This is a genomic window from Peptoniphilus sp. KCTC 25270, from assembly GCF_021012875.1.
Classification (GTDB): Bacteria; Bacillota; Clostridia; order Tissierellales; family Peptoniphilaceae; genus JAJMZJ01.
On record NZ_JAJMZJ010000001.1, the window covers coordinates 553717 to 579735 of the forward strand.

The following is a 26019-nucleotide window of genomic DNA, read 5'->3' on the forward strand; positions in this document are numbered from 1 at the left end:
ATATGAATTAGTAAGCAACAAATGCTTTTGATTTTGTATTGCAGATTGGGCAAATTTCTTCATCTGCATCAAATGTAATATAACCACAAACTGGGCATAACAAGATGTTTTCAGCATCTAAGTCATTTCCAGCTTCAACAGCTTTTTTTGCTTCTTCATAACGTTCAGCATGAACTTTTTCAGCACCTACTGCATATTCCATAGCTTTTACAGCGCTTTCTTCCCCTTGCATTTTTGCAACTTCGATATATGCTGGGTACATTTGTCCTACTTCGAACATTTCTCCATCGATACCTTTTTGCAAGTTTTCTGCTGTATTTCCAATACCAAAACCAGCCATGCTTACAACTGGAAAATCTCCATGTACATCTTTAAGAGCTTTGAAGTGTAAGTTAGCGTGAACAGATTCTGCATCTGCTGTACAGTTAAATAGTCTCTCAACATTTGGGAAACCTTCTTTGCGAGCTACATCAGCCCAAATTGTATATCTCATGTGAGCTTGACTTTCGCCACCAAAAGCTGAGCGTAAATTATCTTGTGTCATGTGATTCATTTCATATACCTCCTAAAAACCAATTTCATGCTTACAAATTTATTATAATCGATTGTTCAAAAAAATACAATCATAATATACATTCATTTTATAGGTTTTAATTGTTTTGGAGATTTTCAATCGCCGAAGCTTGATCTGCCGCTGTTAAAGCATCGATTAAATCATCCAATCCACCATTATTGATTTCCTCAATTCTGTGACTTGTATAATTGATTCTATGGTCTGTTACCCTTCCCTGAGGATAATTGTAGGTACGAATTCGCTCTGAACGATCTCCTGAGCCAATTTGGCTTTTCTTTTCTTGGCTCACTTCATCGTTTTGTTTCGACAATTCCAAATCATACAATTTTGTTTTCAAAATTTTCATTGCCTTGTCCTTGTTTTTCAACTGGCTTTTTTCATCTTGACAACTTACTACAATTCCCGTTGGAATATGGGTAATACGAACGGCACTGTCAGTTGTATTTACAGACTGACCACCATTTCCAGAAGAACGGAATACATCCACACGAATGTCATTTGGGTTCACATTTACTTCAATTTCATCAATTTCAGGCATTACTATGACTGTTGCGGTAGAAGTATGGATACGACCAGAGCTTTCTGTTTCAGGCACACGTTGCACACGGTGAACACCCGATTCATATTTCAAACGAGAAAAGGCCCCTTTTCCTCTTATCATGATGATGGCTTCCTTATAGCCTCCAATTCCAATTTCATTACTGGAAAGCATCTCTGATTTCCAGCCCTTGGAGTCTGCATAGTGAATGTATTGACGCAATAAAGTTCCCGCAAATAGTGCCGCTTCATCGCCACCAGCGCCACCGCGAACTTCTAAAATTACATTTTTATCATCGTTTTTATCCTTTGGAATTAACAAAATCTTTAGCTCATTTTCTAATTCTTCCAATGCAGATTCCGCTTCTTTGATTTCTTCTTTTACCAAATCCCTCATTTCAGAATCCAGTTTTTCATCAAATAAACTCTTATTTTCTTCCAACTCTTCTTTTGTAGTTTTATATTTTCTGTAAGCCTTAACAATTGGTTCAATTTCAGCATGTTCGATAGCAGCACTTTGTAATTTTTCGCTATCATTTATTACATTTACATCCATCATTTGTTTTTCCAATTCTACATAGCGATCTTCAAACACCGACAAACGATCATACATAACATTCACCTCTCCACTCTCCCCAAACAACTCTTGGGATCCCTTGATAATCTAGGGAATAACTTACATTTTCAAATCCTTCTTTTTCTAAAATCGCCTTTATTTCTTCCAATTGATGAATACCAATTTCAAAAACCAAAACGCCATTGTCATCTAAGTATTTTTTTCCCTTAGAAGCAATCTCTTTATAAAAAACCAATCCATCCAAGCCGCCGTCTAAAGCCATTTGAGGCTCATATTCTAGCACAGATGGCTCCAGATCTTCCATATCACTTGTTGGAATATAGGGAGGATTGGAATATATAACATTAAATGTACCATGTACATTTTCGAATAAATCGCTTTGAAACAAATCCAAATTTAACGCCTTATAATCCGTCTTATTTTTATTGGCAACTTCCAATGCCTCTTCACTAATATCTACACCTAAAAACGTTGATTGAGGAAATTTATGAGCCAAATAAACCGATACGCACCCACTTCCTACACCAATTTCCAGCATAGAATGATAGGATTCCTTTTCTAAATAGTCTACTAATATTTCAACCGATCTTTCTGTATCAAATCTTGGGATTAAAACATTTTGATTTACATAAAATGGCATTCCCATAAAATATGCTTTTTGTAGAATATACTCCAAAGGTTCGTGTTTTTTTCTACGAGATAGAATCCTAAGGTATTCTTCTTTCTCTTGATTAGAGATTTCAAGGGAGCGATTCATAAGAATATCTAACTTAGAAACTTGAAATTTTTCTATTAAAATTTTATAAACTTCATCCAATGGATTTTTTAATACTGGATCTAGTTCTTCTAGACCAATTTGCACAAGTTTATTTATTTCCACAAATCATTTTCTCCTTCTGCTGGTAAAACGGCTACAAGAGAAGCTATTCCTACTTCAATTTGTTGTTCATCTGGTTCCTTTACGGTTGCTATTTTTTGAATCATTAGACCTGGCCATCTCAATAACGCCGTGATTGGATTGTCATAACGACCAACAACGCGATTTAATTCATAGGAAATCCCTGCAATAACAGGAAAGGATAGAATTCGAATTAAAATTCGAGCCACAAAATTGGGCCACCCAAAGAAAGATAGAAATAAAATGGAAAGCAATAGTACCATAAAAATAAAACTCGTCCCACATCTAGGATGCATTCTAGAATATTTTTTGACATTTTCTACTGTCAAATCACACCCATCTTCATAACACGCAATGCTTTTATGTTCTGCTCCATGGTATTGGAATACTCTATAAATATCTTTGTTTTTTGATATAACGAACAGATAAATAAAAAATACAACCAGTCTAAGAATACCTTCAATCAGATTTAGACCAACCGTGTTTTGAATGAATTCTTTTCCCAAAGAAGTTACAACGCTTGGCAATACCATAAATAAAAAAATAGCCAATACAAAAGAAAATAAAATCGTAATTCCATCTTCTATCTTTGTTCTTCGTTCACTTTTAATTTCTTCAGGTTCTTCTTCCCAAAAAGAAGCTGAATAGGTTAGAGCTTCTGTTCCAACGACCATTGCTTCAACAAGCTTGAAAGCTCCTCGAAGGATGGGAAGCCTTAGTATTCTATATTTTTCATCTAAGGAATGATTTTCCTTAATCTTAAGTTCTATCTCTCCATCCGGTTTACGAACGGCATAAGAAGTCTTACTTGGCCCTTTCATCATCACGCCTTCAATTAGCGCTTGGCCTTCAATGGTTGTTTTGAAACCTTTCTTTTTCATCTAGAACTCCTTATTAAAAAAGGTTCGTTTTTCAACGAACCTAAATCATTATCTTCTGTACTTTTTATTGAACTTATCAATACGTCCACCAGTATCAGCTACTTTTTGGCGACCAGTATAGAATGGATGACATTCAGAACAAATCTCAACTTTAAGTTCATCTTTGACAGAGCCTGTTTCGAATGTGTTGCCACAAGCACAGGTCACTGTCGCTTTTTTGTATTCAGGATGAATACCACTTTTCATTGTGCACACTCCTTTTTTTTAATTTCTGTTAAATGAATATAAACAACTAACTTGTATAGTATAGCATGAGTTCCTATATACGTCAAGTATTACTTCGCATATTCTGGTTTTTGTTTTAGATTGTGAACACTATCGATGAAACGAACGGTTCCAGAAGGTAACCGCAACACCAAAGTTTGCGTTTTTGCCATATCCTCTCCAATAAAACGAACCCCTTCTAATAAATCTCCAGAAGAAATTCCTGTGGCTGCAAACAACACTTCGTTCCCTTTTACTAAATCTTCAATTGTATAAATCTTTTCTAAATCAGAATGCAACTCTTCACAACGTTTCTTTTGTGCATCATCGTAATACATTAATTTCCCTTGGAAATCTCCGCCCATACATTTTAATGCGGCTGCTGCAATAACCCCTTCTGGTGCTCCGCCGATTCCCATAATCATATCCACTCCACTGTGTTCAAAGCAAGTAGATAAAGCGGTAACAATATCTCCATCAGAAATCATTTTAATTCTTGCACCCGTTGCACGGATTTCTTCAATCAGTTTCTTATGACGATCCCGATTCAATAAGGAAACCGTAATATCTTCTACATTTTTATTCAATGCCTCTGCTACATTTTTTATATTTTCTGCCACAGGTGCTTCCAATTTAATTCTACCTTTTGCCTTTGGACCACAGGCAATTTTGTTCATGTAAACATCTGGGGCATGTAACAAACATCCCTTTGGAGCCAAAGCAACTACTGCAATAGAATTATTCATACCATTTGCAATGGCAGTGGTTCCATCAATTGGATCTACGGCAATATCTACTGGATCATCTGTTTCCATTTGTAATCCAATTTTTTCGCCAATATATAGCATGGGAGCTTCGTCAATTTCTCCTTCTCCAATCACTACCGTCCCGTTAATATGAACGGTATCAAACATTCTGCGCATGGCATCTACAGCGGCTCCATCTGCTGCATTTTTATCCCCTTTACCTAAAAACTTTGCTCCAGATAAAGCGGCCGCTTCTGTTACTCTTGCTAAATTCAGACTTAAATCTCTATCCATGGATTATCCTTTCATTCCTTCATAGTCACGAATAAACTGCTCAATTCCATTTTCTGTTAAAGGATGATTCAACATTTGTTTGAAAACTTTGTATGGCACTGTGGCAATATCAGATCCTGCTTCTGCCGCTTGAATCACATGTTGTGGTCCGCGGATACTGGCAGAAATAATTTCTGTAGAGATATTCCCCTTTACAAAAATCTTCTTTATGCTTTCTATTAAATCCATTCCAACATGACCAATATCATCGAGTCTTCCTAAAAATGGACTTACAAAAGTAGCTCCTGCCTTAGCTGCTAACAAAGCTTGGGCTGGCGAAAAGATTAGAGTGCAATTGGTTTTTATATTTTCTTCATGAAATTTTTTAATTGCTTTTAATCCTTCCTCGCAAAAAGGAACCTTTATTACAATATTGGGATGAATTTCAGACAAGGCTCTTCCTTCTACAAGCATTTCGTCCGCCTTAAGTCCCATAACTTCTGCGCTAATAGGACCCTCAACAATTTCCACAATCTCTTTCATCACATCTTCTAATTTTAGTCCTTCTTTTGCAATTAAAGAAGGATTTGTTGTTACGCCTTCTAAAATTCCCCATTCGCCTATTTCACGAATTTCTTCTACATTGGCTGTATCAATAAATAACTTCATGCCATCACTTCCATGCTTGGTTGACACTACCAAACACTTCAATTTTTTTCTTCACAATTTCTTTCATTGCGTCTCTGGCAGGAGTTAGAATTTTTCTTGGATCAATTTCTTCTGGATTGGCACGAATAAAGTCGCCCACTGCTGTAGCAAATGTTGCACGAATATCTGTATCGATATTAATTTTACAAATACCTCTTTCTACCGCTTTTCTTAAAGAGTCGTTTGGAACTCCGCTAGATCCATGTAATACCAAAGGAATATCAATAATCTTATTAATTTCTTCGATACGATCAAAATCAAGTTTTGGTTCTCCTTTGTACACGCCATGAGCTGTACCTACAGCAATAGCTAAAGAATCAATTCCTGTTTCTTCCACGAAAATTTTTGCTTCTTTTGGATCTGTAAAAGTTGCTTCCGCTTCTGATACTACGATTTGATCTTCTGTACCACCAATTTTCCCCAACTCAGCTTCTACAGACACGCCTACGCTGTGAGCAATCTTTACAATTTCTTTGGTACGTTCAATGTTTTCTTCCAAAGGATATTTAGAAGCATCAATCATTACAGAAGAGAATCCATAGCGAATGCATTTCATAATTTCTTCAAAATCAGTACCATGATCCAAATGCAAAGCAACAGGAATATCGTATTTATCTGCTACCAATTTTCCTAATGCTGTAATGTATTCGATACCAGCATATTTAATAGCTCCTTGAGAAGCTTGTAAAATAACAGGAGATCTTAATTCATCGGCTGCACCAACAATGGCTTGGATAATCTCCATATTATTAATATTAAAAGCTCCTACAGCGTATTTATTTTGGTCTGCATGCAATAGAATCTCTTTACCTGAAACTAACATATTATCTTTCCTTTCTCTTTAACAAAACAACAGCATGGGCTGTCATACCTTCTTCTCTACCTTCATACCCCATATTTTCAGAAGTAGTAGCCTTCATGGAAACATTTTCGATATCTGTTTTGCAATGCTTTCTTAAAGACTCTCGAATCCTCTCTATATAAGGAGCAATCTTCGGTCGTTGAGCAACCAAAGTAATATCTATATTGCCAATTTCGTACTCTTTTTCTTCCATAATCCCTATAACTGTATCCAGCATAAGAACGCTACTCATACCTTTATATTGAGGATCCGTATCTGGAAACAATTTTCCAATATCTCCTAAGGCTAAGGCGCCCAATATAGCATCCTCCAAAGCATGGGTCACAACGTCTGCATCAGAATGTCCCAATAGTCCCTTTTCAAAAGGAATCTCAACTCCACCTAAAATCAATTTCCGATTTTCCACAAGTTGATGGACATCTAAACCAAATCCTATTCTCATAAATACTCCTTAAATCGATTTAGAATCTATAACTTCTGCCAATATCAAGTCTTCTGGCGTCGTTATTTTTATATTATGATAAGAACCTTGGACTAATTTAATTCGATATCCTGCTTTTTCGACCAAAGAACAATCATCTGTTCCATAATATTTCTCATCAAAAGCTTGTTGATAAGCTTTTAATAAAATGTCTTTTTTGAACCCTTGAGGAGTTTGAACCGCAAATAATTTGGAACGATCCGGAGTTACTTTTGACCACACTCCATCTTCGCTAATTTTTACCGTATCCTTCATGGGAGTCATTAAAGTAGCCGCTCCATATTTTATTGCGCTACAAATGATTTCTTCTATTTCTTCTTTTTGCACAAAAGGACGAGCCCCATCATGAGTCAAAACTATCTCTGTATTTTGAGGAACTCTTTTGATCCCTTCGTAAATACTATCTTGTCGTTCATTTCCTCCTACAACCAATCCAATTTCATGGGATAGCTCCATTTGGTTCAAGATACTCTGAATCATCTCCTCTTCCCCTTCGCGGATGATTAAAAAGATTTCATCAATGTAAGGCAATTCGTCAAATTTCTCCAAGGTCAATTGAATCATAGGACGCCCATTAATGGGAATAAACTGCTTATTTATATCTGAGTTCATTCTTCGACCCATTCCAGCGGCCGCAATATAAACTACTATTTTTACATTATTTAACTCATTCTTGTTCATCGGATTCCTCGTTGGAAATTTCAATATTTCTAGCAGCGTATAATAACAAATCTCTCGCCACTGGCGCTGCTGCTGTACCTCCCGATTTATCAGCTTGCTCTAAAATAACGGCTACAGCAAATTCTGGATCCTCCGCTGGAGCAAATCCAATAAACCAAGCATGATTTTTACCAGAAGAGTTTTCTGCTGTACCTGTTTTACCGGCTACTTGCATCCTTGATAAGGCAGCATTGGAACCAATTCCGTTATTAACTACAGAAACCATATATTCCGTTAATTGTTCGGCAATTTCAGGAGAAATGACTTCACTTAAAACTTTAGGGTCTTTCCGAATAATAGTAGATCCATTGGAATCTTCTACTTCCTTTACAAGAATCGGAGCCTCCATTGTACCTTTGTTTCCTATTGCCGATGCCACCATCGCCATGTTTAACGGAGTTGCCAAAACGTCTCCTTGCCCAATGGCAGAAGCAGCCAAATTCGTAGTTTCCAATTTTTTTCTATGGTCAAAAATGGAAGGAGTGATTTTTAAGTCAAAGGGAATTTCTTGATTGAACATAAACTTATCAGCCATAGCTCCTAATTTGTCTTGTCCCAGTTCTACACCTTTACTTACAAAGTATGTGTTTAAGGAGTTAGCTAAGGCTTCTCTCAATCCTACTTCTCCATTTTCACCAGCTGTAGCATTTCTAAATTCACGCCCATCGATAACTTGCGTTCCTAGATCTTCGTAACTTAAATCTATATTTCCATCTTGTAGTAGAGCCGCTGCCGTTACCATCTTAAAAGTTGAGCCTGGTGGATATCTACCATTAATGGAACGATTTAGCAAAATACCATCTTTGTTTTCTTGAATCGAATCCCAATCTTGTTGAATTTTCTGGGCATTAAAATCAGGCAAAGAAACCATTGCATAAATCTCTCCTGTTTTAGGATTCATCAGTACAATGCTACCTTTTTCTGTATTTGACTCCAGTAACTCTCTTGCCTTAGATTGAACTTTTGTATCAATTGTCAAAATAAGAGAATTCCCGTCTTGGTGTCTTTCTCGTATCATATCTGAAATTTGTTTCAAAGTACGATTCCCGTTTCGATTTAATAAATAATCATTATAGGACGATTCCAAACCAGATTTTCCCAAAGATGGATGGCTATAGCCTATGATGTGAGAATATAAAATTGGATAATTATAAATTCTCTGATAATTTCCTTCCTGTCCTTCAGAAGATGCCAATAATTCTCCATTTCGATCATAAATGCTTCCGCGTTTGATTTTAGACTCTACGATGAATGATCTTCGATTGGCTGCATGATTTTTCATTGGCTCTGCCTCAGCAATAACAAAATAAGTTAAATAAATTACCAAGGATAGAGACAAGGCGATCAACCCGAGCAACAAATAAAGAATCCTTTTTCTATCTTTATTATACATTATTCACCTCTCTCATACTTCCAACTTAAATCTTCAGAGGTTACTTGTAAAATTCCCAATGCAATAAAACTAGATAACATGGAACTTCCGCCATAAGAAATAAAAGGCAAAGTAATTCCTGTCATTGGAATTAATTTAATAACGCCTCCAATATTCAAAAAAGATTGAAGAGCAAATAACACACTTACAGATAAAGCCAAAATCCGATAGAAAGTATATTCTTGTTCTAAAGCAATTTTTACTCCACGATAGGTTAACAAAATATAGAGCATAATAATTCCTATCCCTGTTAAAATTCCCATTTCTTCACATATAACAGGAAAAATAAAATCGGAATAGCTCACAGGAATTAACTCTGGATAACCAAATCCAATTCCTGAACCAAAGAATCCACCTTCAGCAATGGCAAATAATGATTGAGCAATCTGTCTACCTGCATTGTAAACATCAGACCAAGGATCTAACCAAATCGCCACGCGGTTTCGCACATGGCCAAATAAGAAATAGGCCAATACGGCTCCCACGGCCAACAAAGCAATGTTAACTAAAATCGATTTTTTGTCTCGGTCATATACAAACTGAATGCTCATATACATTCCTAAAAACATAACGGCTGTACCTAAATCTTTTTGCAAAAATAAGAGCATCACAAAGAAATATACAATGGCCATCATAATGTAGCTCGTGTGCTTAAATTTCGTGTATTTTTCATAGCTAGAATAAAAACTAGCCAAAATAAACATCAACAATATTTTAATGAATTCTGTTGGCTGAAATGTACCAATTCCTATATTTAACCAGTTTTTTGCTCCCCCGGAAACAACACCAAAAATTAGAGTCATAAAAAATAAAGCTACACTTACGATTAAGTACAGAGATCCTAAGTTGTGTAGGTTTTTGAAGTAACGAATAAAGAAATAGGTCAAATAAAATAACAAAATACCAATAAAAGACCATTGCAGCTGTTTAATACCCGTTTCAGGATTGATACGGAATATTGTTATGATACCAATGGTCAATAATAAAGATACAATAAGAAATATATAGTTGTCCCCCGTTGTAATTTTTCCCAGAATAAAATTGGAAATGTAGATAATGAAAATCAATCCACCTGCCAAAAACATCATTTGACGATCAAATTGTCCATCAAATGTGAAAAAAATTAAAACAATCGCTAGTATTTCAAACAATAAAAGCAAATCTCTTGGTCGACGAATATTTTTAATTTTTGAAGTCATAATCCCTCCTATTTGTCTACAAATAAGAATTGAATGAAACCAACCCCAATTCGATCTCCATTATGAAGTTCTTCCTCTTGATATAGGGGTTCACCGTTCAAATAAGTGCCATTTGCACTATCTAAATCATTAATGTAATAAATACCGTCTTCTTCACGAATATTCAAATGATTTTTTGAAACAAAACTATCTTTAATGACAATATCATTTTTTGTAGAACGTCCAATTAAAGTTTTCTTTTTTAATACATAATATTCTTGCATCTTAAAATTTAAGGAATCCAAACGATTTACCACTTTTAGATATGCCACTTCTTTTCCTCCATCAAAGGATTTCATAGAACGTATATCCAAATAAATCATGCGAATTATCGTAAAAATAAATAGATAAATAATTACAATAAAAATGTATTTTAAGACTTGAGAAAGTAAAGCTACCATATTTCACCTCATTTGCAATTTAATATAATATTATCATAAGGCCGTTTTTTTTACAATAACAGCAATAGATCAAATCACGTCAAATGCTATGATTCGCCTAATTTTATGTTAAAATATATCTGAGGTGAATATGGAAATTTTACGCATCGTATTTAATAAAAATAAATATCGAATTGAACTTTCTAATGAACAAATCATCGAAGTGGTTGAATCTGTTTTTGTTCGATTTAACTTATACAAAGGTAAAGAATTGGATCTATTTGATATTCAAAATATCCAAAAAGATTCAAAAAAACAAGAAGCCATCGATTTTTCTCTTCGAAAATTACGAAACCGAAAAACAGAACATGAAATCTTCTGTTTTTTAGAGAAAGAAGACTTTGAAGAAGAAGCCATTTCTGAGGCGATTGATTACCTAAAAAAATATAACTTTATTAACGATGAAGAATATGCTAATTTATACGTCAGGGACAAAATGAATATTAATTTATACGGTCCCCTTAAAATCCAATCTTCACTAAAAATGAAGGGAATTTCTAATGAACAAATTCAAGACTCCTTAAATCAATATACCGAAGAACATCTGCTAGAAAATATAGAAAAACTCATGTATAAGAAATATCGTAGAAATCATTATCTCGACTTTAAGGACAAACAAAAAATGATGCAATATTTCTACCAAAGAGGCTTTTCTCCTTCGATGCTAGAAAATTATTGGAGGAAATTATGAAACCCCACTATGTCTATATTTTAATTTGCAACGATAATACTTTGTATACAGGCTATACTATAAACTTGGAGAAGCGATTAAAAAAGCACAATGATGGAATTGCTTCAAAATATACTCGCTGTCGCCTTCCTGTTTCTTTTGCCTACGTAGAGAAATTGGATACCAAAAGCGATGCATTAAAACGAGAAATCGCTATAAAAAAACTTTCTCGCTCCCAAAAAATAAAATTAATACAAGAGAATAGGAGTGGATTCAATGAATTCTTTAACGATTAACACCTCTTCCGAGGCTAAAGATCTTATTTATCTAGCTATTTATACTGGGCAACTTTTGATCCGTAATGGGGCAGAAATCTATCGTGCAGAAGATACCGTTGTGCGTATGTGTGAATCTTATGAAAATATTTACGATGTAGATGCTTTTGCCATTAATACGGGGATCTTTTTATCTCTAGAGTTTGAAGGAGAAACCATTACAATCTTCAAAAACGTAGATTCTACAACCGTTAACTTATCTAAAATCGATGAGTTAAATCATTTCTCACGTCAATTTGTTGCTGGCCATTTTACCATGGCAGAAGCCAAAGAGGAATTAAAACGAATCAATGAATTAAAATCTTATTCTCTACTAACAAAAGTTTTCTTTACTGGCCTTTGTACCTCCTCTTTTAGCGTTTTATTTGGAGGCTCTTACATGGACTTTTTTGTTTCCTTTTTGCTTGGAAATATCTTGGCTTATTTCCAAGACATTATGGGGCGTAGGGGCGTTTCTTTTTTCTTATCCACTTTTTTAGGAGCTTTGCTGGTTTCTTTATTGGCCTTTTTTTCCAAATTATGGATATCAGAAATTATTATGGACAAAGTAATTATCGGTTCTATTATGCCTCTAGTTCCTGGTATGATGGTAACCAATGGAATCCGAGATATTATTAGTGGTGACTATTTATCTGGAATTATTGGCGTCGTTAAGGCTCTCTTTACTGCTTTTGCTATTGCATTGGGAGTTGGAGTTACATTGAATCTTCAATTGTTTATAGGAGGCTAAGAAATTATGGATATAAAAATGATATTATTTACTTTTGCTATGGCCGTTCTTTCTACAATCGGCTATTCACTTCCTGTAAATGCTCCTAAAAAATCCATTTTCCCCAGTGCTCTTTGTGGAGCCATTGGCTATTTGGTTTATATTATGGGCTTGGATCTTGGCTGGAGTTATTTGCTTTCTAGCTTTCTTTCTGCCTTTGTCATTGGTGCTTTAGGAGAATTATTCAGTCGAATCTACCTTATGCCTGCGACAATATTTATTCTCCCTGGATTGATTACCTTAGTCCCAGGAGGGGGAATGTATTATTCCATGCTTTATTTAATACAAGACAACACCCCATTGTTCTTAAATGAAGCTATAAACACATTCTTTATTGCTATGTCTCTATCTATTGGTATTGTTGCTTCTACCATTTTCTCACGTTCTCTAAAACTTTTTAGGAAAAGAAGCAAAAAGAGAAATATGAACCCTATGCAATAAACAAAAAGCCATGACTTCTAAATTTGGAAGTCATGGCTTTTTTACTTATAAAATTCTTGTCATCTTGATTTGATCATTAAAAGATTTTGATTTATCAATGGATCTAAGAATAAAGAAACTTACTACAAAAGATAAGAAACCAATAATAATACTAATGTATTGGGCATGGGATGTTACATTTTCCAATAAGGCAAAAGACAACACAACAAAGCCTAAAAACAAAATCAATGGAACTCCGTATACGAGAGCTAAAGATTTTAATACAAAAGAGGTGTCGGAAACAATTTCTACATAATCTCCTACTTTTGCGTTTAAGTCATTTACCAAACGCACATACTCTGGTTTTTGTTCACAGCTCGAATGACAAGATTCACAACTTGTCCCACAAGCACTCATTCTTTTTACCTCTACCTCTGCCAAACCATCATTTACGGAAATAATAATCCCCACTTGCTCCATATTATTCCTCCTCTAATGTTTTAATATGAACTTCTTCTAATTGTTTAGGAGAAAGATGAACCGGTGCTCCTGTTAATAAATCAGTAGCAGATTGTGTTTTAGGGAAGGCAATAACCTGTCTCATGTTTTCTTCTCCTGTTAAAAGCATACACAAACGATCCAAACCAAAAGCCAAGCCTCCATGTGGAGGTGCTCCATAACGGAATGCTTCCAATAAGAAACCAAATTTTTCTTGGGCTTCTTCTTGAGAGAAACCTAAGGCTTGGAACATTTTTTCTTGGTCCTCTCTCTTATGAATTCGGATAGATCCTCCACCCATTTCATCTCCATTGATTACAATATCATAAGCTCGAGCTCTGCAATTTTCTGGATCGGATTCCAATAGGTCGACATCTTCTTTCATTGGCGCTGTAAAAGGATGATGTTTTGCTACATAACGATTTTCTTCTTCGTCAAATTCAAACAATGGGAATTCGATAATCCAAAGGGCATTGATTTTCTCTTTATCAATCAATCCCATTTCAGAAGCAATATGATTTCTAAGGTTTCCTAAGGCCGCAAAAACCGTTGCGTTTTTATCTGCTACAAATAGAATCAGATCCCCTACTTCTGCCTCTGTCGATTGAATGATAGAATCAAAAATAGAATCTTCAATAAACTTCTTAATTGGACTTTGAATTTCTCCCTCGTTTACTTTAGCCCATGCCAATCCTTTTGCCCCATAATCCTTAACAAAGGCTTCTAATTTATCAATTTTTTTGCGGCTAAAGAATTCTGCTCCTCCCTTAACCACAATGCAACGAACGCTTCCACCGTTAGCGATGGCATCTTGGAATACTTTGAAATCGGCTTCTTTTACAATTTCACTTACATCTTGTAATTCCATTTCAAAACGAGTATCCGGTTTATCTACCCCATAGCGATCCATGGCTTCTTTGTAGGTCATTCTTTGGAAAGGAGTTTCCAATTCTATCCCTTTTATTTCTTTGAATAATTTTTTCAAATAGTTTTCATTGATGCTCATTACATCTTCTTCATCCACAAAACTCAATTCCATATCGATTTGAGTAAATTCTGGTTGACGATTAAAACGCAAATCTTCATCTCTAAAACATTTTGTAATTTGGATATAACGATCAAAGCCAGATACCATTAAAAGTTGCTTCATCAATTGAGGAGATTGTGGCAAGGCATAAAACGCTCCTGGTTGTACACGACTTGGCACCAAATAATCTCTGGCTCCTTCTGGTGTTGGTTTGGAAAGAATCGGTGTTTCAATTTCAACGAATCCATTCTCATAAAAATAATCTCTTGTTATTTTATACATTTGAGAACGCATTCTAAAAATTTCTTGCATATGGGGTTTTCTTAAATCCAAGGTACGGTTTTTCAATCGAACCATTTCGGTTACATCATCATCGTCTCGAATATAGATTGGTGGCACATCCGATTCATTTAAGATTTCTAACTCGTTTACCAAAATCTCAATTTTTCCTGTAGGAATCCCATCATTTATTGAACTTCTCATGCGAACCGTTCCTTCAATGGCTACTACATATTCTGAGCGAATCGATGTAGCTCTTTCAAAAACCTCTGCTTCAATGGTTTCATCAAAAACAACTTGAACGATTCCTGAATAATCGCGAATATCAGCAAAAATCAAAGAACCTAAATTTCTAGATTTTGCAACCCAACCATTAATTCGAACACTTTCTCCAATGTTCTCTTCTCTCAAATTTCCGCAAAAATGTGTTCTCTTAAGGGAATGACTCATTGTAATATTTTCCTCCTAACAAATTCTAGTTTCTTGTTTATTTTTAATGAAACGTATATTTTTGGCTATATTCTCTTCCAATAGATATTTCCAAGCGAATCCCGCTCCTTTATCCATTCCTTGGCAGCCGGCCAATAATAACACGTCTCCTTTCCCCATCTTTCCTATGATAGTATAAACCGAATCTTCTAATTTTTCAAAGATTTCGATTTCATAACCAGAAGATTCTACCGAATTTTTGAAACTCTTTATTTCTTCCTCTGTAACCCAATCTTTTTTTCCTGTTGTATCTCTACTTATAGTTGCCAAAACATTTTTAGGATTTAGTTTTTTCATCCATTTTACCAATTCATCCGCATTTTCACGATTTAACTCTTTTCCTCTATTGCCACGAATCGCATAAAGTATATATAAATTTTCGTATTGCATTTCTTCCAAAGTCTTCATCGTTACTTCAATATTTTTAGGATTGGCATAATGGTCGTCTATAATCTTAAATTCTTCATCATAAATCAATTCAAAGCGACGTTCCACCCCTGTAAAAGCGTGAATTCCTTCTTGAACCGCCTCATCCTCTAGACCTAAAATTCTAGCCATAGTAATCGCTACCATAGCGTTCAACACAGAATGGTATCCAGAGACACTTAACTCTATTGGAATTTTTTTCTGCTTATCTTTTTCTAAATAAGTAAATTTGCCCTTTCCTGTAGCCAAATCCAACCCTTCAATGGTTATATCTCCCTCTCCCTCCATGGAAATCAAGTGAGTCTTCCCAGATGTTTGACGACTTAAAGATTCAATCCATGGAAAATCGATGTTCAAAATTACATCCGTTGAAGGTTTGGCATCCCGAATTAGGCGACTTTTGTATTCTAAGTACTTTTCTAAAGACCCATGTTGCTCAACATGTTCTTTTGAAACGTTATGAAATGAAACGATATCGTATTCTATTCCAAAATTTCGGTATAATTCTTGGGCAGAAGAGCTTACTTCCATTACAACAACATCCACGCCCACATCTGCCATTTCTCGCAAATATTTTTGTAAATCAATGCTTTCAGGAGTCGTTAACTCAGAAGGAATTACAACATCTCCATATTTAATCTCAACGGTTCCTATGATTCCTACTTCCATACCATAAAATTTCAGCATATCTGCAATCATATAGGCCGTTGAAGTTTTACCGTTTGTTGCTGTAATTCCAATGACCTTCATTTCCTTTGAAGGATATCCATAGAAACAGTTTGCCAATTTTGCCATAGAAATTCTTGTATTCTCTACTTTTACTTGAGGGATTTCACAGTCTACAAATTCTTCTACAAGGGCAACCTTGGCTCCTTTTTCATAGGCATTTTTAACATACTTATGTCCATCCGTCAAAGCCCCTTTTAATGCAACAAAAATTTCATTTTCCTTGCTAGTTAAAGAGTTATTATTAATACTCAACAGATCTAATGTGTCTGAAATATTGCCTCTTGTATCGACAATATCAATTGATTTTTTCAATTCATTCCATAACATATTCATTCACCTTCTCTAGAAAGAATTTTTTCTCCTCTATAATTTCATCTAAACGTTCTTCATAATCTCTTAGATTACGGAAATTGGAATTTTTTAGGATTTTTCCTTCTTTCCCATCAAAGATTTTGCTTGTAGAACCCATACCAACACCAATGGTAGATTGCAGTTCTTCCATCATAATCATATTGTAAATGGATTCATATCCTTCTTTTGCGTATCCTATGTTTTCGGAATTTCCTAAAATTCGTTTTTGTCTATACATATAATAAGGTAAGAACCCATGATTTATATTCCGTTCCATGGCTTTATCCTGTATGGAAGAAATATCTTCAAAAGAAAATTGATTTTTCTCATAAAGCTTTGATCCATTTTTTAGGGAAAGCATATGAATGGTTATACTTTCTGGGGATAATTCATAAATTTTTTCTAATGTATCTTCAAAGTCTTTTTCATTTTCTCCAGGAAGACCAGCTATTAAATCCATATTTACATGAATCTTTGGAAATTTTTTCACCCTTTTATAGGCTTCCACAATATCTTCCACTGTATGGTTCCTACCTAAATCGACTAAGGTTTGATCTTTCATTGTTTGAGGATTTACACTTATTCGGTTTACCCCATACTTTGATAGCAAATTTAACATGGAATCCGTAATGGTTTCTGGTCTACCTGCTTCAACAGTAAATTCAATATCTTTGCCATAAGGTTTCAATATAGATAGAATTCTTTCCAATTGCTCTTCTGGTATGGAAGTAGGCGTTCCTCCTCCAATATAAATAGAACTGGGCCATTTCTTTCCGTTTTCCAACACAACTTGTAGTTCTTTTACAAGAGAATTTATATATTTCTTAATGCGAGATTTGTCATTATTTAGAATGGTTGGATAGGAGCAATAGTGACATCGACTTGGGCAAAAAGGAATATTTATATACAAAGAATACCCCGCAGAATCTAAGTCTTTGGTTAATTTCTCTTCCTTTTTTGCCATTTCAATAAGCAAATGGCTCAATTTTTCCTCAACCAAATAATGATTTATCAATAAGCGATAGACTTCATCCTCTTCTTTTTCCAATAAATGATTGCGCACAAATTTTATCGGCCGAATTCCTGTTAAAATCCCCCATTTATTGGGAACTTTTTTCTCTTTTGACAAGGAGGTAATCAGCCACCGAGCCACTCGGTGTCGCAAATGGATAGGGTTTTCTTCATAGGGGAATTTTTCTGTAAAAGATTCCTTGGGGAATTGAACCTCTACTTCTACAAATTCTTCCTTCTTAGAATAAGTTAGAAACAGCTCTTCATTGTCTTCATAATAAGGATAATAAATTCGGAGAAGCTCAAAAAAACTATGAGCATCTCCGGAATTGGCACCTATTATTTTAATCATAGAATTTGCAATAGAAATGGATTTTGTACTTTTTCTCTTCCAATTGTTGTAGATTCCCCATGTCCAGGCAACAATTGAATGGATTCATCCATTTCTTTTATTTTTTTCAAAGATTTCTCCATTCGTGACCAATCTCCCATTGGTAAATCTGTTCTACCAATAGATCCTTCAAAAATCGTATCTCCCGTAACCATTACTCCATCCATTAAATAACAAACAGAACCAGGTGTATGCCCTGGAGTATGAATCACTTGGATTGTACCTAAATCAAAATCCAATGTATCCCCATCTTGAAGGAGTACATCCACAGGCTTATTCGGTTGTGGCATTCCCATCATATGAGCCATATTGTATTCTTTGTTATTATACATAATCTGTTCTTCTTCATGCATGTACACCTTTACGTTAAAAGCGTCTCTGCATTCATTTAATGCACCAATATGATCTCCATGAGCATGGGTCAATAGAATGGCTTCCACTTCTACGCCATTTGCCTTTACCTCATTAATTATTTTATTCGCGTCTCCTCCTGGATCAAATAAAAGTCCTTTTTTATTTTCACCATATAACACATAGGCATTGGTCGCTCCACAAACTAAAATTCTTAATCCCTTCATTAAAAATTCCTTTCACTATCTAATAAAATGGTAACTGGCCCGTCATTTATAGAATGCACTTTCATATCGGCACCGAACCTTCCTGTTTCAACTTCTATTTCCAAATTTCTACAAGTTTCCACAAATTTTTCGTACATAGGTTCAGAAATTTCTCCTTTTGCTGCGCGAATATAACTAGGACGATTTCCTTTCCTTGCATCTCCATATAAAGTGAACTGACTAACAACCAATAAAGATCCGCCTACATCTAATAGACTACGATTCATTACGTCGTTCTCATCTTCAAAAATTCTTAAATTCGTAACTTTTTTTACCATAAAATCCAAGTCTGCTTGTTCATCCGAATCTGTAATTCCTAAATAAACCAACAAACCAGGACCAATGGTTCCTGTCGTTTCTGTATCTACTTTAACAAAAGCTTCTTTTACTCTTTGTACAACAGCTCTCATATAACCTCCTAGGATTTTACACGATAGGCATCATAGACATTCTCTATTTTTCGAATTTTATTTAATAAATATTCCAAATCACTAATATCATGGATCTGAATCACAGATCGAATGACTAAAGTGTGATCTTTGTTTGCTCTTGCAGATAAATTAATCAATCCCAAGCGAGAATCATTGATACGGTTGGCAATATCTCCCAATACATTTCCCTTATCTGCTGCTCTGACTTCAATTTCTGCGTGGTAAGAATCTTTTTCACTTATATCCCATGATACTTCTATTAAACGAGAATCTTCTTTCTCATTAATTATATTTACACAATCGGATCGGTGCACACTGATACCACGCCCCATGGTTATATAGCCAATAATTGAATCTCCGGGAACGGGATTACAACATTTTGCCGTTCTTACTTTTACATTGTCTATTCCTTTTACAACAATCCCATTGCTAGAAGTGCTTTTCACCTTCTTTTTACCAATGGCAATGTCTTTTTCTAAGGAAATTTCTTTTTCTTTCTCTTTGTTTTCTTGCTGAATATAATCTACAAGTTTTGCTGTAACTTGGTTTACAGTCATACTACCATAACCAATAGCAGCATACAAATCATCCATGGAAGGAACTTTCAACCGCTCACGGATTTCTTCCATCCACTGATCTCGAACCAAAATATGAGGCGGATATCCCAAGCGTTTTGCTTCTTGATCGATTGCCTCTTTCCCTCTTAAAACATTTTTATCTCTGTCCTTAACCTTAAAATACTGGCGTATTTTTGTTTTTGCTTGAGGACTTTGAACAATATTTAACCAATCCAAGGAAGGACCAGAATTTTTGTTCGTAATAACTTCAATAATGTTTCCATTTTGCAATTTGAAGTTTAAGGGAACGATTCTACCATTGACTTTTGCACCAACGCAAGTGTTTCCAACAGCAGAATGGACACGATAAGCAAAGTCAATCGGAGTAGATCCATCTGGTAAATTGATAACATCCCCACGAGGTGTAAAGACGAATACTTCGTCAGCAAAAAAGTCAACTTTCAAAGTTTCCATAAACTCATTTGGATCTTTTAGGTCTTTTTGCCACTCTAATAGTTGTCTTAGCCAAGTCAAATTCTCATCAAAAGAAGTGGATTTATTGACTCCTTCTTTATACTTCCAATGGGCTGCGATACCATATTCTGCTGTTTTATGCATATCCCAAGTACGGATTTGTACCTCAAAAGTTTCTCCACTCCCATCAATTACTGTAGTGTGAAGGGATTGATATTTATTGGGTTTTGGCATAGAAATATAGTCTTTGAAACGCCCTGGAATTGGCTTATACATAGTATGAACAACCCCCAAAGCACCATAACAATCTTTTATATCATCTACAATGATTCGAACCGCAGACAAATCATAAATTTCATCAAAAGATTTTCCCTTGTACATCATTTTTTTATAGATACTATAAAAATTCTTTGGTCGCCCATGAATATCTGCCGATACACCCATTTTTTTCAATTGCTTCGAAATGGAGTCAATAATATTGTTAATCAAAGCTTCTCGTTCGTTTCTTCGCTTATTTACCATATCAATTAACATATAATAATTTTCTGGATCCAAGTAGCGAAGAGATAGATCTTCTAGCTCCCATTTTACCTTACTAATCCCCAATCGGTCCGCCAAAGGAGCGTAAATTTCTATGGTTTCTAAAGCTTTTTCCTTTTTCTTTTCATCTCGCATATATTCTAAGGTTCTCATATTGTGAAGACGGTCGGCAAACTTAACGATAACCACTCGAATATCTTTTGCCATTGCAAGTACCATTTTACGAATATTTTCTGCTTGTTTTTCTTGTTTCGTCTGATAGTTTAACTTTTTAAGTTTTGTTACCCCATCAACCAAATCAGCAATTTCTTCGCCAAAATCTTCTTTTACATCATCATAGGTTACATCTGTATCTTCAATAACATCGTGTAAAAGTCCTGCAATTATCGTCGCCGTATCCATATTCATTTCTGCTAAAATCAAAGAAACATTCAAGGGATGAATAATATATTCTTCACCAGAGTTTCGTAGCTGCCCTTTGTGATGATCGCGGGCTAAATGGTATGCCTTCAAAATCAAATCTACATCGGCATTTGGATTGTATTCTAATATATTGTCAATTAATCTTTGAATCATAATCTCACCACTTTATCGAAATCGAAAATCCTTTACCTCAAATTGTACCGTCATTTGATTTCTAAAATTATTTATCTTAGGGGAGTATACCAAATCCAATCGGTAATCTCTCGTTTTATTTTCTTCATATTTTTCCAAGAATTCTTCTGCCCCTTGGAATAAAATTCCTTGGTATATTCTCCCATTTTCTGTCAATTGAATGCTTAGTACGTTATTATTTTTACCCAATAATTTTAGATTTGAAATTTTCAAATCTGTTACACCAAACAAAGGAGATTCGTTCCCATTTCCAAAAGGTGCAAAAATATTTAGACGTTCTATAAATGGAATTTTCACATCCGCTAAAGACAGTAAGCCGTCCACTCGCACAATGGGCTCCAGTTCTGCTTCGCTATATTCCACATTCTTTAGAACACTTTCCTTAAACCCTTCAAAGTCTTCTTCCTTCAAACTTACTCCACAGGCCATTTTATGTCCACCAAATCCAAGCAAAAATTCTTCACTCTTCTTTATTTCCTGAACAATATCGACTCCCTCAACCGATCTTCCAGAACCCTTAAGTCCGTCTTTGCCTTTTGTAAGAACAATAGTGGGCCGATTTAACCTGCCTTTGACTTTTCCAGCTATGATCCCAGCAATACTCTCATGAATGGTTTCGTCTTTTAATATGCAAAACATCTCACCTTTTTCTATCGATTGATTTATTTGCGTCTCAAAAGACTCCATTGCATCTTGAGTCATCTGTTGTCGAATCCCATTTAGCTTTCTTAACTCTGTTGCAATTTCTTTCGCTTCCATTGCATCTTTTGTTAAAAATAACTTCAAAGCTTTTTCTGCAGAATCCAATCTACCGGCCGAATTAATAGTCGGTCCTAAGACAAAGCCCAAATGATACCCTGATATATCTGATTTGATTCCACAAGCTTCTTTTAACGCCTTTAGACCCACATGCTCTGATTGATTTAGCCGATTTAGTCCTAATTTTACTATTGTTCGATTTTCTCCTTTCAGCTCCATTACATCACAAACGGTGGCTATAGCAGCAAAACCAATAAAATCAGAATCCATCTCCTGAATTTTCCCTTGAACGGTGTATAGATAATGGATGAATTTGTAAGCTACAGCAGCTCCACATAAATTTTTATAAGGATATCTACAAGCCGACTGTTTTGGATTTATAATCGCATCGGCCTCAGGTAAGTTTTCGCGACGTATATTCTCTTCCTCTAAATAAGGAATTTCATGATGATCTGTGACTACCATCTTCACCCCTATTTTTTTCCCATAATGTATCGCCTCATGGGCACTAATTCCATTATCACAAGTAAGAATCATGCCAATTCCATCTTCTTTGGCCTCTTCCACCATAGAAAGATTTAATCCATAACCGTCTTTTATTCTATGAGGGATTTTATAATCTACCTCATAACCCAACCCTTTTAATCCTAGAAACAAGATAGTAGTTGCCATAACTCCATCTACATCATAATCGCCGACAATCCTTATCTTCGATTTCTTCATCCTAGCTTCCATAAAAAGATTGCCAGCTTTAATCATATCCTTCATTGTAACGGATGAATGAAAATTGCGAGGGTTTGGTTTCAAAAACTCCAAAATTTCTTCTTTGGTTTCAATGCCCCGATTCAATAGGATTTGATATTCAATTTCATTGATTCCCAAAGACAAAAAATCCACTTTGGAATTTCCGGGAACTTTTTTAATAAACCACTTCGCCATTTTCTCCTCCGTCTATTCTACTTCATTGGCATAGATGCTTAAGGCACATTCTAAACGTTTCTTTTCCATTTCGCATCCAAGCTCAAAAGGTTTCATTATATCGTTGTTGTTGTAATAGGCATTGGCATGACAACCACCTGAGCAATAATATTTTGCCCAACATACATTGCAAGATTCTTTATGATATACGTCTGCATTTTGGAATTTCTCTTGCAGCTCACGGTTTAATTGTTTATCATAAATGGTTCCTAATTTGTATTCTTCTTCCCCTACAAATTGATGGCAAGGATAAACATCTCCTTCTGGAGTTACGGCAATATATTCAGAGCCTGCTCCACATCCAATGGCTTTCTTATAAGCGCAAGGGCCTCCCGATAAATCAATGTTAAAATGGAAAAAATTAAACTCTGGATTTTCTTTACGAATTTCAAGATATTTTTCAGAAAGAATTTCATACTCTTTTAGAATTTCTTCCAAATGTTCTTCGCGAATGGCATATTCTTCCTTTGAATCTGTCACAACTGGCTCCATAGAAGTTTTATTAAATCCCAATTCATGATAAAGCTCTACATCTTTTGAAAAATCTAGATTATGGTTTGTGAAAGTTCCTCGAATAAAGTAATCCTTCTCTCCCCGACCATCCACTAATTTTTTGAATTTTGGAACAATCAACTCATAGCTTCCTTTTTCGTTGACTGTTGGTCGCATTTCGTCATTAACTGATTCTCTCCCATCCAAGGACAAAACAACATTATCCATTTCTCTATTTAAGAATTCGATAATTTCATCGTCTAGTAAAACTCCATTGGTTGTCATCGTGAAACGGAAATGTTTATTAAAATCTTTTTCTCTCTCTCTTCCGTAGACCACTAAATCTTTTACCAAATCAAAGTTCATCAAAGGTTCGCCGCCAAAAAAATCTACCTCTAGATTGTGTCGATTTCCACTATTTTCCAAAATGAAATCTAAGGCTTTTTTCCCTGTTTCTAGATCCATTAACATTCTTTGGCCCTTAAAGTCTCCCTGACTTGCAAAGCAATATTTGCAACGCAAATTACAATCATGGGAAACATGCAAACACATAGCTTTTATATTAAATTCCGGATTGAATTTCGAAAGTTCCAATTCACTATCTTCTGTATATAAAAGACCCTCTTCCATTAGATATTGCAATTCCTCAAAAGCTTCTTTCAAATCTTCTTTGGAATATTGGGATTGATATTTTTCTACAATTTGATTGTAATCTTTCTCCCATACGTCCTCTACAATATCGTAAATAATAGGATCTACAATGTGAACCGCACCAGATGCTACGTCCAACACAATATATTGATTATTTAAATGAAATCGATGTATATGTTTCAAAAAAAACTCCCTCTAAAATAAAAAGGTGTGGCATCGCCACAACCTTTTATCTTTCGTTATTCTCACATTTTTGATTGCCGACAGTACAAGATGTTTTGCAAGCAGATTGGCAAGAAGTTTGGCACTCGCCACATCCAGCTTTTTCTAAACCTTTTCTTAATGATCTTTTTGTAAGAGTTTTTATGTATTTCATAATCTTCTCCTTATTCTGCAATTTCTTCTTCTTTTTCTTCTTCTAATTCAGGATTTGTATTTTTGCTTCCTTTAGATTTTGATAAAGTTTGAATTCCCCACTTTTCGAATTCTAAGCGAGTTTTCATTCCTGTTGTCTCAATAATTACACGATCTTTTTTTACTTGAACAATTTTACCAACGACACCACCGATTGTTACGATTTCATCGCCTACAAGCAAATTATCTCGCATATTTTTGACTTCTTTTTCCTTTTTCTTTTGTGGACGAATCAATCCAAAATAGAAGATTGCCAACATTAGTATCAAAGGTATAAAAGTCCCTAACATTCCTGAATTTTGTGCATTTGCTAATGTACCCATTGATTCCCTCCTTTAGTCTTACACTTTATTATAACCGTATTTTTTATAAAAGTCATCCTTAAACTCAAGGAAACTATCTTCTTCAATAGATTTTCTTATCTTTTCCATAAGTTTTAGCAAAAAGTATATATTGTGAATACTTGCTAAACGAAGCCCTAATATTTCATTTGTGTGGAACAAGTGGCGAACATAAGATCTTGTGAAATTCTTACAAGCGTAACAATCGCATTCTTCGTCCATTGGTCTTTGATCCAAGGCATATTTTGCATTTTTAATTACCAAGCGGCCTTGGCTTGTCATAACGGTTCCGTTTCTTGCAATCCTTGTTGGCAAAACACAATCTGCCATATCAATTCCTCGTTCAACGGCTTCAAATAAATAGTCTGGAGTCCCTACTCCCATTAGATATCTTGGCTTGTCCTTTGGAAGAAAATCCGTTGTATAATCCAATACATCCTTCATAACCTCTAAAGGTTCACCTACGCTAAGTCCTCCAACAGCATATCCTGGAAAATCCATCGGAACCAAAGCGTTGGCACTTTCTTTTCGCAAATCTTTATACATACCACCTTGTACAATTCCGAATAAATTCTGTCCTGGCTTATTGTTGTGGTAAACTTTACAGCGTTCAGCCCATCGAGTCGTTCTTTCCATAGATTTTACAATATAATCATAGGTAGAAGGATACGGAGCACATTCATCAAAAGCCATCATAATGTCAGAGCCCAAAGTGTGCTGAATTTCCATGGCAATTTCTGGGGATAGAAATTTTTTGGATCCATCAATGTGAGAACGGAACATAACCCCTTCTTCTGTTATTTTTCTTCTGTGGCTTAAACTAAAAACTTGGAATCCACCACTGTCTGTTAAAATTGGTTTGTCCCAATTCATGAATTTATGCAATCCTCCAGCTTGCTGGATCACTTCCATCCCAGGACGCAAAAACAAGTGATACGTATTGCTCAATATAATTTGTGCACCCAACTCCGCCACTTCATGAGGAGTCATGGTTTTTACTGTGGCTTGTGTCCCAACTGGCATAAAGATAGGAGTTTCGATTACTCCATGTTCTGTATGAATTCTTCCTCTTCGTGCCTTTGTATTGGAAGATTCTTTCAATAATTCAAATTTCATATTACTCC

General features: G+C 35.2%; 29 protein-coding genes. 4 read left to right on the top strand and 25 right to left on the bottom strand.

Annotated features, from left to right (window positions below):
* Nucleotides 1-7: 7 nt before the first annotated feature.
* The 13 genes from LQU94_RS02655 to LQU94_RS02715 form a co-directional block, all read right to left on the bottom strand.
* Nucleotides 8-553 carry a rubrerythrin family protein gene (locus tag LQU94_RS02655; protein WP_230635001.1) on the bottom strand — a complete coding sequence of 182 codons (546 nt, stop codon included), beginning with the start codon at nucleotides 551-553 and terminating at the stop codon, nucleotides 8-10.
* Between the two features lie 97 nt (nucleotides 554-650).
* Nucleotides 651-1724: a peptide chain release factor 1 gene (gene prfA, locus LQU94_RS02660; RefSeq protein WP_230635003.1), complete on the bottom strand. Its 1074-nt coding sequence runs from the start codon at nucleotides 1722-1724 to the stop codon at nucleotides 651-653.
* A complete protein-coding gene (gene prmC / locus LQU94_RS02665; RefSeq protein ID WP_230635004.1) occupies nucleotides 1717-2568 on the bottom strand; it encodes a peptide chain release factor N(5)-glutamine methyltransferase in 852 nt (283 codons plus the stop codon). The genes prfA and prmC overlap by 8 nt, the downstream gene beginning before the upstream one ends.
* The gene (locus LQU94_RS02670; protein WP_230635006.1) at nucleotides 2559-3467 is read right to left on the bottom strand and encodes a DUF1385 domain-containing protein; all 909 of its coding nucleotides are present in this window, start codon (nucleotides 3465-3467) and stop codon (nucleotides 2559-2561) included. Before LQU94_RS02670 ends, prmC begins: the two co-directional genes overlap by 10 nt.
* A gap of 48 nt (nucleotides 3468-3515) precedes the next feature.
* Entirely contained in the window at nucleotides 3516-3713 is a 198-nt protein-coding gene (rpmE, locus tag LQU94_RS02675; RefSeq protein WP_230635008.1) for a 50S ribosomal protein L31, read from the bottom strand.
* An 89-nt stretch (nucleotides 3714-3802) separates the two neighbouring features.
* Nucleotides 3803-4771, bottom strand: a complete 969-nt coding sequence (gene glpX, locus LQU94_RS02680) for a class II fructose-bisphosphatase (RefSeq protein ID WP_230635010.1) — start codon at nucleotides 4769-4771, stop codon at nucleotides 3803-3805.
* A 3-nt stretch (nucleotides 4772-4774) separates the two neighbouring features.
* The gene (gene fsa, locus LQU94_RS02685) at nucleotides 4775-5419 is read right to left on the bottom strand and encodes a fructose-6-phosphate aldolase (protein WP_230635012.1); all 645 of its coding nucleotides are present in this window, start codon (nucleotides 5417-5419) and stop codon (nucleotides 4775-4777) included.
* A gap of 4 nt (nucleotides 5420-5423) precedes the next feature.
* Complete coding sequence (locus LQU94_RS02690; protein ID WP_230635014.1) at nucleotides 5424-6281, bottom strand: class II fructose-1,6-bisphosphate aldolase; 858 nt, start codon at nucleotides 6279-6281, stop codon at nucleotides 5424-5426.
* 1 nt (nucleotide 6282) lies between these two features.
* Nucleotides 6283-6762: a 2-C-methyl-D-erythritol 2,4-cyclodiphosphate synthase gene (ispF, locus tag LQU94_RS02695; protein WP_230635016.1), complete on the bottom strand. Its 480-nt coding sequence runs from the start codon at nucleotides 6760-6762 to the stop codon at nucleotides 6283-6285.
* 9 nt (nucleotides 6763-6771) lie between these two features.
* A complete protein-coding gene (gene ispD, locus LQU94_RS02700; RefSeq protein ID WP_230635018.1) occupies nucleotides 6772-7482 on the bottom strand; it encodes a 2-C-methyl-D-erythritol 4-phosphate cytidylyltransferase in 711 nt (236 codons plus the stop codon).
* On the bottom strand, nucleotides 7469-8914 hold the full coding sequence (locus LQU94_RS02705) for a penicillin-binding protein 2 (RefSeq protein ID WP_230635020.1): 1446 nt from the start codon (nucleotides 8912-8914) through the stop codon (nucleotides 7469-7471). Before LQU94_RS02705 ends, ispD begins: the two co-directional genes overlap by 14 nt.
* Nucleotides 8914-10152 (bottom strand): FtsW/RodA/SpoVE family cell cycle protein, encoded by a 1239-nt coding sequence (locus tag LQU94_RS02710; protein ID WP_230635022.1) that lies wholly within the window; start codon nucleotides 10150-10152, stop codon nucleotides 8914-8916. Before LQU94_RS02710 ends, LQU94_RS02705 begins: the two co-directional genes overlap by 1 nt.
* An 8-nt stretch (nucleotides 10153-10160) precedes the next feature.
* Nucleotides 10161-10592 carry an FHA domain-containing protein gene (locus LQU94_RS02715; protein ID WP_230635024.1) on the bottom strand — a complete coding sequence of 144 codons (432 nt, stop codon included), beginning with the start codon at nucleotides 10590-10592 and terminating at the stop codon, nucleotides 10161-10163.
* Between the two features lie 130 nt (nucleotides 10593-10722).
* On the opposite strand from LQU94_RS02715, the gene LQU94_RS02720 reads away from it, so the two are divergent.
* The 4 genes from LQU94_RS02720 to LQU94_RS02735 are packed head-to-tail and all read left to right on the top strand — an operon-like array spanning nucleotide 10723 to nucleotide 12846.
* The gene (locus LQU94_RS02720; RefSeq protein WP_230635026.1) at nucleotides 10723-11322 is read left to right on the top strand and encodes a RecX family transcriptional regulator; all 600 of its coding nucleotides are present in this window, start codon (nucleotides 10723-10725) and stop codon (nucleotides 11320-11322) included.
* Nucleotides 11319-11597, top strand: a complete 279-nt coding sequence (locus tag LQU94_RS02725; protein ID WP_230635028.1) for a GIY-YIG nuclease family protein — start codon at nucleotides 11319-11321, stop codon at nucleotides 11595-11597. Before LQU94_RS02720 ends, LQU94_RS02725 begins: the two co-directional genes overlap by 4 nt.
* A complete protein-coding gene (locus LQU94_RS02730) occupies nucleotides 11578-12366 on the top strand; it encodes a threonine/serine exporter ThrE family protein (RefSeq protein ID WP_230635030.1) in 789 nt (262 codons plus the stop codon). Before LQU94_RS02725 ends, LQU94_RS02730 begins: the two co-directional genes overlap by 20 nt.
* Before the next feature lie 6 nt (nucleotides 12367-12372).
* Complete coding sequence (locus LQU94_RS02735; RefSeq protein WP_230635032.1) at nucleotides 12373-12846, top strand: threonine/serine exporter family protein; 474 nt, start codon at nucleotides 12373-12375, stop codon at nucleotides 12844-12846.
* 45 nt (nucleotides 12847-12891) lie between these two features.
* Here the strand turns inward: LQU94_RS02735 and LQU94_RS02740 are convergent, their stop codons facing one another.
* The 12 genes from LQU94_RS02740 to tgt are packed head-to-tail and all read right to left on the bottom strand — an operon-like array spanning nucleotide 12892 to nucleotide 26011.
* Nucleotides 12892-13305, bottom strand: a complete 414-nt coding sequence (locus LQU94_RS02740) for a SoxR reducing system RseC family protein (RefSeq protein WP_230635034.1) — start codon at nucleotides 13303-13305, stop codon at nucleotides 12892-12894.
* A gap of 1 nt (nucleotide 13306) precedes the next feature.
* Entirely contained in the window at nucleotides 13307-15079 is a 1773-nt protein-coding gene (aspS, locus tag LQU94_RS02745) for an aspartate--tRNA ligase (RefSeq protein WP_230635036.1), read from the bottom strand.
* A 15-nt stretch (nucleotides 15080-15094) separates the two neighbouring features.
* Nucleotides 15095-16600 (bottom strand): Mur ligase family protein, encoded by a 1506-nt coding sequence (locus LQU94_RS02750; protein WP_230635038.1) that lies wholly within the window; start codon nucleotides 16598-16600, stop codon nucleotides 15095-15097.
* On the bottom strand, nucleotides 16587-17987 hold the full coding sequence (gene hemZ / locus LQU94_RS02755; RefSeq protein ID WP_230635040.1) for a coproporphyrinogen dehydrogenase HemZ: 1401 nt from the start codon (nucleotides 17985-17987) through the stop codon (nucleotides 16587-16589). Before hemZ ends, LQU94_RS02750 begins: the two co-directional genes overlap by 14 nt.
* Nucleotides 17984-18604: an MBL fold metallo-hydrolase gene (locus LQU94_RS02760; protein WP_230635042.1), complete on the bottom strand. Its 621-nt coding sequence runs from the start codon at nucleotides 18602-18604 to the stop codon at nucleotides 17984-17986. Before LQU94_RS02760 ends, hemZ begins: the two co-directional genes overlap by 4 nt.
* The gene (dtd, locus tag LQU94_RS02765; protein ID WP_230635044.1) at nucleotides 18604-19053 is read right to left on the bottom strand and encodes a D-aminoacyl-tRNA deacylase; all 450 of its coding nucleotides are present in this window, start codon (nucleotides 19051-19053) and stop codon (nucleotides 18604-18606) included. Before dtd ends, LQU94_RS02760 begins: the two co-directional genes overlap by 1 nt.
* A gap of 8 nt (nucleotides 19054-19061) precedes the next feature.
* Complete coding sequence (locus tag LQU94_RS02770; protein ID WP_230635046.1) at nucleotides 19062-21221, bottom strand: bifunctional (p)ppGpp synthetase/guanosine-3',5'-bis(diphosphate) 3'-pyrophosphohydrolase; 2160 nt, start codon at nucleotides 21219-21221, stop codon at nucleotides 19062-19064.
* A gap of 12 nt (nucleotides 21222-21233) precedes the next feature.
* Nucleotides 21234-22958, bottom strand: a complete 1725-nt coding sequence (gene recJ / locus LQU94_RS02775; RefSeq protein ID WP_230635047.1) for a single-stranded-DNA-specific exonuclease RecJ — start codon at nucleotides 22956-22958, stop codon at nucleotides 21234-21236.
* 12 nt (nucleotides 22959-22970) lie between these two features.
* Nucleotides 22971-24323 (bottom strand): thioether cross-link-forming SCIFF peptide maturase, encoded by a 1353-nt coding sequence (gene scfB, locus LQU94_RS02780; protein WP_230635049.1) that lies wholly within the window; start codon nucleotides 24321-24323, stop codon nucleotides 22971-22973.
* Nucleotides 24324-24369: 46 nt separating this feature from the next.
* On the bottom strand, nucleotides 24370-24516 hold the full coding sequence (gene scfA / locus LQU94_RS02785) for a six-cysteine ranthipeptide SCIFF (protein ID WP_230635051.1): 147 nt from the start codon (nucleotides 24514-24516) through the stop codon (nucleotides 24370-24372).
* A gap of 10 nt (nucleotides 24517-24526) precedes the next feature.
* The gene (gene yajC / locus LQU94_RS02790) at nucleotides 24527-24877 is read right to left on the bottom strand and encodes a preprotein translocase subunit YajC (protein WP_370631499.1); all 351 of its coding nucleotides are present in this window, start codon (nucleotides 24875-24877) and stop codon (nucleotides 24527-24529) included.
* An 18-nt stretch (nucleotides 24878-24895) separates the two neighbouring features.
* A complete protein-coding gene (gene tgt / locus LQU94_RS02795) occupies nucleotides 24896-26011 on the bottom strand; it encodes a tRNA guanosine(34) transglycosylase Tgt (RefSeq protein WP_230635053.1) in 1116 nt (371 codons plus the stop codon).
* Nucleotides 26012-26019: the final 8 nt, after the last annotated feature.